This window comes from uncultured Frigoribacterium sp., assembly GCF_963515265.1.
GTDB lineage: Bacteria > Actinomycetota > Actinomycetes > Actinomycetales > Microbacteriaceae > Frigoribacterium.
In genome coordinates, this window is sequence record NZ_CAUPYL010000114.1 from 1 (window position 1) to 8252 (window position 8252).

The window sequence follows — 8252 nt, forward strand, 5'->3', positions numbered from 1 at the left end:
CCACGGGGCCGACCGGCCCGCCCGTCACGGCGAGCCCGGCCAGCACGGTCCCCAGGACGAGCAGCCACGCGAGGCGAGCCCGGCGGGTGCGTCGGCGCACGCCGACCGCGCGTCCGGCGACGGAGGCGGGACGCGGCGAGGGAGAGGTCGTGGTGTCGAGCACTGCTCCCCATTCAGCACGGTGCGTGAGCACCTGTCAATCGGTCGCGCGGACCAGTTCGCGACGACGGTCCGGCATCCGACAGGTGATGTCGAGAGTTCCCCCCGAAGACGCCCTGTTGACGGGGAGCCCCCATCCAGCGCATTTATAGTGGCCCACGCATCGACGTGACCCTCGACCGGCATCCCGAGGACGACCGCGACGCGTCCGCCCGAGCCGCATCCCCAAGGAGTCACCACCCATGCAACCGGCCCTCATCGCCACCCTGGTCGCCGTCGGGATCATCGTCCTGCTCGTCGTGATGGCCGGCATCTACCTCTGGTCGACCTACAACAGCCTGGTCACGCTCAAGGTCCGCGTCGACGAGGCGTGGAGCGACATCACGATCCAGCTCAAGCGCCGGGCCGACCTGATCCCGAACATCATCGAGTCGGTCAAGGGCTACGCTTCGCACGAGGCCAAGGTGTTCCAGAACGTCACGGAGGCGCGGGCCGAGACCCTGGGGGCGCAGACGCCCGCAGAGGCGTCCGCCGCCGAGGGCCACATGCAGACGGCGCTCAAGAGCATCTTCGCCGTGTCGGAGGCCTACCCGCAGCTGCAGGCGAGCCAGAACTTCCTGCAGCTCCAGTCCGAGCTGGTCGACACCGAGGACAAGATCCAGGCCGCGCGCCGGTTCTACAACGGCGGCGTCCGCGAGTTCAACACCAAGACGCGCACGTTCCCGAACACCCTCTTCGTGAAGCGCCTCGGCTTCTCCGAGCGCGACTTCTTCGAGGTGGCCGAGCCCTCGGCCATCGCCGAGCCGCCGCGCGTCCAGTTCTAGCGCCGCGCCTCCGCCAGGGCTCCTGCCATGTACTCGGCCATCGCGCGGAACAAGCGCAACACGGTCTTCATCGTCCTGATCTTCCTGCTCATCGTGGGGGCGCTGGGCTTCGCCGCGTCCGCCCTCTGGAACAGCCCCTCCATCGGGTTCGTCGTGCTCGTCGGCGCCGCCGTCTACGCGCTGATCCAGTACTTCGCGGCCGGTCGCCAGGCGCTCTCGATGAGCGGCGCGCAAGAGGTCGACGCGACGACGGCACCGCGCCTCTGGCGCACGGTCGAGAACCTGTCGATCACCATGGGCATGCCGATGCCGAAGGTGTACGTCGTCGTCGACCCTGCCCCCAACGCATTCGCGACCGGGCGTGATCCCGAGCACGCGGTCGTCGCGGCGACCACGGGCCTGCTCGGCCTGATGGACGACGCCGAGCTGCAGGGCGTCATGGCCCACGAGATGGGCCACGTCAAGAACTACGACATCCGGGTCTCGACCATGGTCTTCGGCCTGGTCGTGGCCGTCGGGTTCCTGGCCGACGTCCTCATGCGCATGTCCTTCCTCAGCGCGCTCACCGGGGGCCGCAACAACAACAACGGGAACGGCGGCGGCGGGGGCTCGAACCCCGTGTTCCTCGTCCTCGGGCTCGTCGCGATGATCATCGCGCCGCTCGCCGCCGCGGGCGTCCAGGCGGCGGTGTCCCGCCAGCGCGAGTACCTCGCCGACGCCACCGGGGCGCTCACGACCCGCCACCCCGAGGGGCTGGCCAGCGCGCTCGAGAAGCTCGGCGCCTACGGTCGCCCCATGCAGCAGCAGAGCACCTCGATGTCGCACCTGTGGATCAGCGACCCGATGAAGCCGGGCGTGATGGACCGCCTGTTCAGCACGCACCCGCCGCTCGCCGACCGGGTGGCCCGGCTGCGGGAGAACGCGACGCGCTTCTAGCCCGGGACGGCGCCTGGGGCCGCGCCGGGGATCGAGGCCCTGACGGCGGCCCCGAGCGCGGCGGCGAGGTCGCCCCGTGGCACGACCTCGACCCCGTCGAGCCCCTGCCAGGCGGCGGCCCGGCCGAGCAGCGCCGCGAGGCGCTCGACGTCGACGGGCAGGTCACGCTCGCGCCACGAGGCCTGCACGCGGAGGACGCCCGCCTGCCGGTCGCTCTTGAGGTCGACGCGGGCGACGAGCTGGTCGTCCTGCAGCACGGGCAGCACGTAGTAGCCGTGCACCCGCTTCGCCTGGGGCGTGTAGATCTCGATGCGGTAGCGGAACCCGAAGAGGCGCTCGGCCCGGGGGCGGTGCCACACGACGGGGTCGAACGGCGACAACAGGGCGTCGGCGTCGAGCCGGCGGGGCAGCCGTGCCTCGGCGTGCAGCCACGCAGGGGTCGTCCACCCGTCGACCGTCACCGGCCGGACGACGCCGGCGTCGTTCAGCTCACGGAGAGCAGGCACCACGTCGGCCGCCTTCAGGCGCCAGTAGTCGGCGAGGTCGGAGGCGGTCGCGACGCCGGAGGCGCGGGCCGCGTGGCCGACCAGCTGACGGTGGGCGTCGGCACGGTCGACCTCGACGCCGAGGACGGCGTCGGGCAGGACCTGGTCGGGCAGCGCGTAGACGCGCTCGAAGCGGCGACGGCCGGCGCTCACGAGCGAGCCCACGCGGAAGAGCGCCTCGAGTCCGCGCTTGACGTCGCCCCAGCCCCACCACGGGCCGGTGCGGGTCGGCGACGGGAAGAGATCGGCGTCGTGCTCGACCAGGCTCGCGGGCAGCGGGCCCTTCTCGCGGATCTCGTCGAGCAGCCAGCGGGCCATCTCCGGCTTCGTGGCGAGCCAGGAACCCTCGTCGGCCCGCCAGCGGCCGTCGTAGTCGCGCATCCGCCAGCGCATGAGCGGCCAGGTCGCGACCGGCAGGATGGCCGCCTCGTGCGCCCAGTACTCGACGAACCGACCGCGAGGCGAGAACACCAGCCGGTCGAGCTCATCGCGGTCGTACTGGCCCAGCCGGGCGAAGACGGGGAGGTGGTGGCTGCGCTCGAAGACGTTCACCGAGTCGATCTGCAGCAGGCCGAGCCGATCGACGAGGCCGGTGAGCCGGCGCGTGCCCACGGTCGTCGAGCCAGGGGCCGCGGTCGGCCGGCCGAGGCCCTGCGCCGCCAGGGCTGCACGGCGAGCGAGGGCAGGGGAGAGGCGGTCGTGGGGCACGGTGCGAGGCTAGCCGTGACCTCCGACACGAGACCGGCCCGACGCCTCCTGCTCGCCCCTCCGACGCATGCCGAGCAGGGCATGCAGAGCCGGGCGGATCACCACCGCGCCCGCCCTACACTGAGCGCATGATGCGCCGCAGCAGGCTCCCGCGGGGAGCGGTCGAGAAGGTGACCGACCCGAGCGCGCCCTCGGGGTGGGAGCCCGACCCGTCGGTGCCGCGCGGCATGGTCATCGCCGGCGCGTGGTCCTGGCGCGTCCTGCTCGTGGTGGCGGTCGTGGCCGTGTTCGTCTGGCTCGTCATCCAGCTCCGCATCATCGTCATCCCGTTCCTGGTCGCCCTGCTCGTGTCGGCCCTGCTCGTCCCCTTCTCGGGGTGGCTGCAGCGTCACCGCTGGCCGAAGTGGGTCGCGGTCGTCGTGAGCCTCGTCGGCTTCCTGGTCGTCGTCGCGGGGCTCTTCGCCCTCGTCGTGCTCCAGATCGTGGACGGCTGGCCGATGCTGCGCGACCGGTCCGTCGCCTCCTACGGCGAGCTCAAGGACTTCCTGCTCGCGTCGCCCCTGCACCTCACCGAGGGGCAGCTGAACGGCTACGTGGGCGACGCGGTCGCGGCGCTGCAGCAGGACAGCCAGCCCCTGCTGCGGGGCGCCCTGTCGATCGGCTCGACGGCGGGCCACGTCGGCGCGGGGCTCGTGCTCATGCTCTTCACGACGATCTTCCTGCTCGTCGGCGGCGGCGAGATATGGCGCTGGGTGGTCAGGCTGTTCCCGCGCGCCGCGCGCGAGGCCGTCGACGGCGCGGGCCGGGCCGGCTGGCTGACGCTGACGAACTTCGTCAAGGTGCAGATCTTCGTGGCCTTCGTCGACGCCGTCGGCATCGGGCTCGGCGCGCTGCTGCTCGGGCTGCCCCTGGTCGCGCCCATCGCGATCGCCGTGTTCCTCGGGTCGTTCGTGCCCGTCGTCGGCGCCGTCGCCACCGGGGCGATCGCGGTCGTGATCGCGCTCGTCTACAACGGCTGGGTCGTCGCGCTGCTGATGCTCGCCGTCGTGATCCTCGTCCAGCAGATCGAGGGGCACCTCCTGCAGCCCTTCGTCATGGGCAGCGCCGTCAAGGTGCACCCCCTCGCCGTCGTCTTCGCCGTGGCGGCCGGCGCCCTCCTCGCCGGCATCCCCGGAGCTCTCTTCGCGGTGCCCGTCATCGCCGTCCTCAACGTCATGATCGGCTACGTCGCGAGGGGCTCGTGGCGCACGACCCCCCGACCGACGTCCGCCGACGTCACCTCGCCCGGAAAGGCCACCGATGTCTGACCTCACGATCGCCGGTCCCACGCTGCTCGAGATCGAGGAGGCGCGCGAGCGCGTCTCGCGCGTCGCCCGCGTCACGCCGATGGAGAGCTCGCGGTTCCTGGCCGAGCTGCTCGGGTCGCCGGTACACCTCAAGTGCGAGAACCTGCAGCGCACCGGCTCGTACAAGATCCGGGGCGCCTACAACCGCCTGACGCAGCTGACGGACGAGGAGAAGTCGCGGGGCGTCGTCGCGGCGTCGGCCGGCAACCACGCCCAGGGCGTCGCCTTCGCCGCCCGCGAGCTGGGCATCGCCGCGACGATCTTCATGCCCGTCGGGGTCGCCCTGCCCAAGCTGCAGGCGACGAGGGAGTACGGCGCCGACGTCGTGCTCAGCGGCCACGACGTCGAGCAGGCGCTGCGCGCGGCCGCCGAGTTCGCCGCGAGCACCGGTGCCGCCCTCATCCCGCCGTTCGACCACCCCGACGTCGTCGCGGGCCAGGGCACCCTCGGCCTCGAGATCCTCGAGCAGGTCCCCGACGTCGACACGATCATCGTCCCCATCGGCGGCGGCGGCCTGATCGCCGGCGTCGCGAGCGCGGTGGCGCAGCAGACGGCACGGACCGGCCGCTCGGTCCGCGTCATCGGCGTGCAGGCGGCCAACGCGGCTCCCTACGCCGTGTCGATGGCGAGCGGCGTCCGCACCGACATCACGGCCCTGCCGACCATCGCCGACGGCATCGCGGTCGCCCGTCCCGGAGTGCTCAACTTCGAGATCGTGCGCCAGACCGTCGACCAGGTCGTCACGGTCGGCGACGACGACACGGCCCGGGCGATGCTGGTGCTGCTCGAGCGGGCCAAGCTCGTCGTCGAGGCGGCCGGCGCCGTGGGCGTCGCCGCGGTGATGACCGAGCAGGTGCGCGACCTCGGCACGACCGTCATCGTCCTCAGCGGGGGCAACATCGACCCCCTCATGATGGAGCGGGTCATCAGCCGCGGGCTCGCCGCCGCCGAGCGCTACCTCAAGCTGCGCGTCGGGCTGCCCGACCGGCCCGGACAGCTGACCCGGGTCTCGCAGATCCTGTCCGACGCCAACGCGAACGTCGTCGAGGTGCTGCACACGCGCCACCAGCGGGGCCTGCAGATCAGCGAGGTCGAGCTCGAGCTGAGCGTCGAGACCCGCGGACCGGACCACGTCGAGGACGTCCTGCGCCGCCTCCGCGAGGCCGGCTTCACGCCGAACGTCGACTTCTAGGCGGCTGCACGCCGCCCCGACGACGACGGAGGCCCCTGCTCGGATGAGCAGGGGCCTCCGTCGTGGTCGGTCCCGAGGTCAGGGACCGTGTCGCTCAGGGACCGCGTCGATCAGGGGACGTAGGTCTCGACCGCGGTGACCGAGACCGTGATCTCCTTGCCGTTCGGGGCGGTGTAGCTGGTCGTCGTGCCGACCTTGACCCCGTTGATGGCCTGGCCGAGCGGGCTCGTCTCGCTGTAGACCGAGAGGTCGCTGCCGGGCGCGATGATCTCGCGGTTGCCGAGCAGGAACGTGCTGGGGTCGCCGGCGATCGTCGCGGTCACGACGGTGCCGGGGCCGACGATTCCGTCGGCGGCGGTGGACTCGCCGACCGTCGCGTGCTTGAGCAGGTTGATGAGGGTGCGGATGCGCGCCTCGATCTTGCCCTGCTCGTCCTTCGCGGCGTGGTAGCCGCCGTTCTCCTTGAGGTCGCCCTCCTCACGGGCGGCCTCGATGCGGCCCACGATCTCGGCTCGGCCCTCGCCGCTCAGCGTCTCGAGCTCGGCCTGGAGGCGGTCGCGGGCGTCGGGCGTCAGCCAGGTGGTGGCGTCGTTGTCTTGGCTCATGGTGTCTCCGTCCGTGCGGCGGCCTGCCGGTGCGGCGGCCCTGTCCGCGGGAGCGGGAGCCGCGCGCCCGGGCGGGGCACGCCCACCGAAAAAAGGAGACCGGCCGAGTGGCCGGTCTCGTGGGTGTCCGCGCAGTCTACGGAAGCCAGCACTCGTAGATCAAGCCTGTCACGGCGCGTTCGCTGGTCGCGAGGGAGGTCGTGTAGGTGGTGGAGTACGTGCTCGAGGCCGGCAGGTGCACGACCTTCCAGCCCACGATGCTGAACTTCTGGTTCTGCGCCTGGACGGCGCAGCTGACCTCGGCACCCGGCGGCGTGCTGATCGTGTACTGCACGTCGACCGCCCGGTCGTCGAGCACGGTGTAGCCCACGTCGGTGCTCTCGAGCTTCGCGCCGTCGCCGTCGAACGCGGCGAAGACGACCCACGCGGCGAAGACCACGACGAAGGAGGCGGCGACCGCGACCGCGATCCAGCGCCCGCGTCGACGGGTGCCGCTGCTGCGCCCGTAGCGGGCGTCGAGCCTGGCCGTCTCGCCGTCGGGCAGGCCGTCGGAGGCGCTGCCGACGGGCTGCTCGGGCGCAGCGGCCGGCGATGGTGCGGGGGGCATGGACGCCACGGGGACTCCGTCCGATTATCCTTGTCACGAGGGTAGCAACGTCTGCCCTGCACGAATTGCGAGGAACCCGTGACCCTGCGCCTCTTGGCCGTCCACGCCCATCCCGACGACGAGTCCAGCAAGGGCTCGGCGACCTACGCCTACTACCGCAGCCTCGGCGCCGAGGTGCTCGTCGTCAGCTGCACCGGGGGCGAGCAGGGCTCGATCCTCAACGAGCAGCTCGAGGCGCGGGCCCACGCCGAACGCGACATCGCGGGTCTCCGGGTGCACGAGATGCGAGCCGCCCAGGAGGCGATGGGCATCGACCACGTCTGGCTCGGCTACGCCGACTCCGGGCTGCCCGCCGAGGGCGAGCCCGTCGCGGTCAACTCGTTCGCGACCATCCCGCTCGAGATCAGCGCCGAGCCCCTCGTCTCCGTCATCCGGCGCTTCCGGCCGCAGGTGCTCGTCACGTACGACGAGATCGGCGGCTACCCGCACCCGGACCACATCCGCACCCACGAGATCTCGATGGAGGCGTTCCGAGCCGCCTCCGACGCCTCGCGCTACCCGGCCGCGGGCGAGCCCTGGCAGATCGACAAGGTCTACTACGACCGCATGTTCAGCGCCGGCCGCGTCGGCGCGATGATCACGCACCTGAAGGCGGAAGATCCCGAGTCGCCGCTGATCGAGCGCCTCACCGAGATGCTCGAGCGCTTCAGCGACCGGCCCGACCTCGCCACGACTCACGTGCCGGTGTCGGACTTCTTCCCCGTCCGCGACGCGGCCCTCCGCGCGCACGCCAGCCAGGTGCCCCTCGACAGCGCCTTCTTCTTCTGGCCGCACGACCTCCAGGTCGCCGCCTGGCCCACCGAGGACTTCCAGCTGGTCGAGTCCCGCGTCGACTCGCCGGTGCCCGAGACCGACCTCTTCGCCGGCGTCGCCGACCCGGACACCGGCCTCGTGGGGGTGCAGGCCCGATGAGCGCCGCAGGTGACCTCGTGCTGACGGCTGCCGTGCGCCTCCTCGCGCAGCCGTCGACCCCGGACGCGACGCTGCCGCCGTCGACGGTGCCCGACGTCGACGTCACGCCCGGCGTCTGGGGCTTCGTCGCCATCGCGTTCGTGGCGATCGCGACGGTGCTGATCATCGTCGACATGACCAGGCGCGTGCGCCGCACCCGCTACCGCGGCGAGGTCCGCGAGCAGATCGAGGCCGAGCGCGCCGAGGCGGACGCCGCGGCTGCGGGGCTCGACGACGAGCCGCGTCCGCAGCTCGGCAACGACCCGCGTGGCGGTCTTGACGACGACGGCCGCGACGTCCCCGGGCGGCGCTAGGCTCC

Annotated in this window: 9 protein-coding genes; 6 read left to right on the forward strand and 3 right to left on the reverse strand. The window is 72.1% G+C overall.

From position 1 onward, the window contains the following. The first annotated feature begins 401 nt into the window (after nucleotides 1–401). Both RWM17_RS09750 and RWM17_RS09755 read left to right on the forward strand, forming a co-directional pair. Complete coding sequence (locus RWM17_RS09750; protein WP_399540405.1) at nucleotides 402–983, forward strand: LemA family protein; 582 nt, start codon at nucleotides 402–404, stop codon at nucleotides 981–983. Nucleotides 984–1010: 27 nt separating this feature from the next. Beyond that, nucleotides 1011–1919: a M48 family metalloprotease gene (locus RWM17_RS09755; protein WP_314103131.1), complete on the forward strand. Its 909-nt coding sequence runs from the start codon at nucleotides 1011–1013 to the stop codon at nucleotides 1917–1919. Here the strand turns inward: RWM17_RS09755 and RWM17_RS09760 are convergent. After that, on the reverse strand, nucleotides 1916–3172 hold the full coding sequence (locus RWM17_RS09760) for a DNA glycosylase AlkZ-like family protein (protein WP_314103134.1): 1257 nt from the start codon (nucleotides 3170–3172) through the stop codon (nucleotides 1916–1918). The two genes, RWM17_RS09755 and RWM17_RS09760, sit on opposite strands and share 4 nt — an antisense overlap. A 128-nt stretch (nucleotides 3173–3300) precedes the next feature. On the opposite strand from RWM17_RS09760, the gene RWM17_RS09765 reads away from it, so the two are divergent. Continuing rightward, nucleotides 3301–4479 carry an AI-2E family transporter gene (locus tag RWM17_RS09765; RefSeq protein ID WP_314103136.1) on the forward strand — a complete coding sequence of 393 codons (1179 nt, stop codon included), beginning with the start codon at nucleotides 3301–3303 and terminating at the stop codon, nucleotides 4477–4479. Beyond that, the gene (gene ilvA, locus RWM17_RS09770) at nucleotides 4472–5710 is read left to right on the forward strand and encodes a threonine ammonia-lyase (protein WP_123548066.1); all 1239 of its coding nucleotides are present in this window, start codon (nucleotides 4472–4474) and stop codon (nucleotides 5708–5710) included. Before RWM17_RS09765 ends, ilvA begins: the two co-directional genes overlap by 8 nt. 110 nt (nucleotides 5711–5820) lie before the next feature. On the opposite strand, the gene greA is transcribed toward ilvA, so the two are convergent. Together greA and RWM17_RS09780 are read right to left on the reverse strand one after the other, a co-directional pair. Continuing rightward, on the reverse strand, nucleotides 5821–6315 hold the full coding sequence (gene greA / locus RWM17_RS09775; protein ID WP_314103139.1) for a transcription elongation factor GreA: 495 nt from the start codon (nucleotides 6313–6315) through the stop codon (nucleotides 5821–5823). A gap of 136 nt (nucleotides 6316–6451) precedes the next feature. Next, nucleotides 6452–6922 carry a DUF4307 domain-containing protein gene (locus RWM17_RS09780; protein WP_314103148.1) on the reverse strand — a complete coding sequence of 157 codons (471 nt, stop codon included), beginning with the start codon at nucleotides 6920–6922 and terminating at the stop codon, nucleotides 6452–6454. 78 nt (nucleotides 6923–7000) lie between these two features. Here RWM17_RS09780 and mca point away from each other — a divergent pair, with 78 nt between their 5' ends. Both mca and RWM17_RS09790 read left to right on the forward strand, forming a co-directional pair. Beyond that, nucleotides 7001–7894 carry a mycothiol conjugate amidase Mca gene (gene mca, locus RWM17_RS09785; protein WP_314103142.1) on the forward strand — a complete coding sequence of 298 codons (894 nt, stop codon included), beginning with the start codon at nucleotides 7001–7003 and terminating at the stop codon, nucleotides 7892–7894. Continuing rightward, entirely contained in the window at nucleotides 7891–8247 is a 357-nt protein-coding gene (locus tag RWM17_RS09790; RefSeq protein WP_314103144.1) for a hypothetical protein, read from the forward strand. The genes mca and RWM17_RS09790 overlap by 4 nt, the downstream gene beginning before the upstream one ends. Nucleotides 8248–8252: the final 5 nt, after the last annotated feature.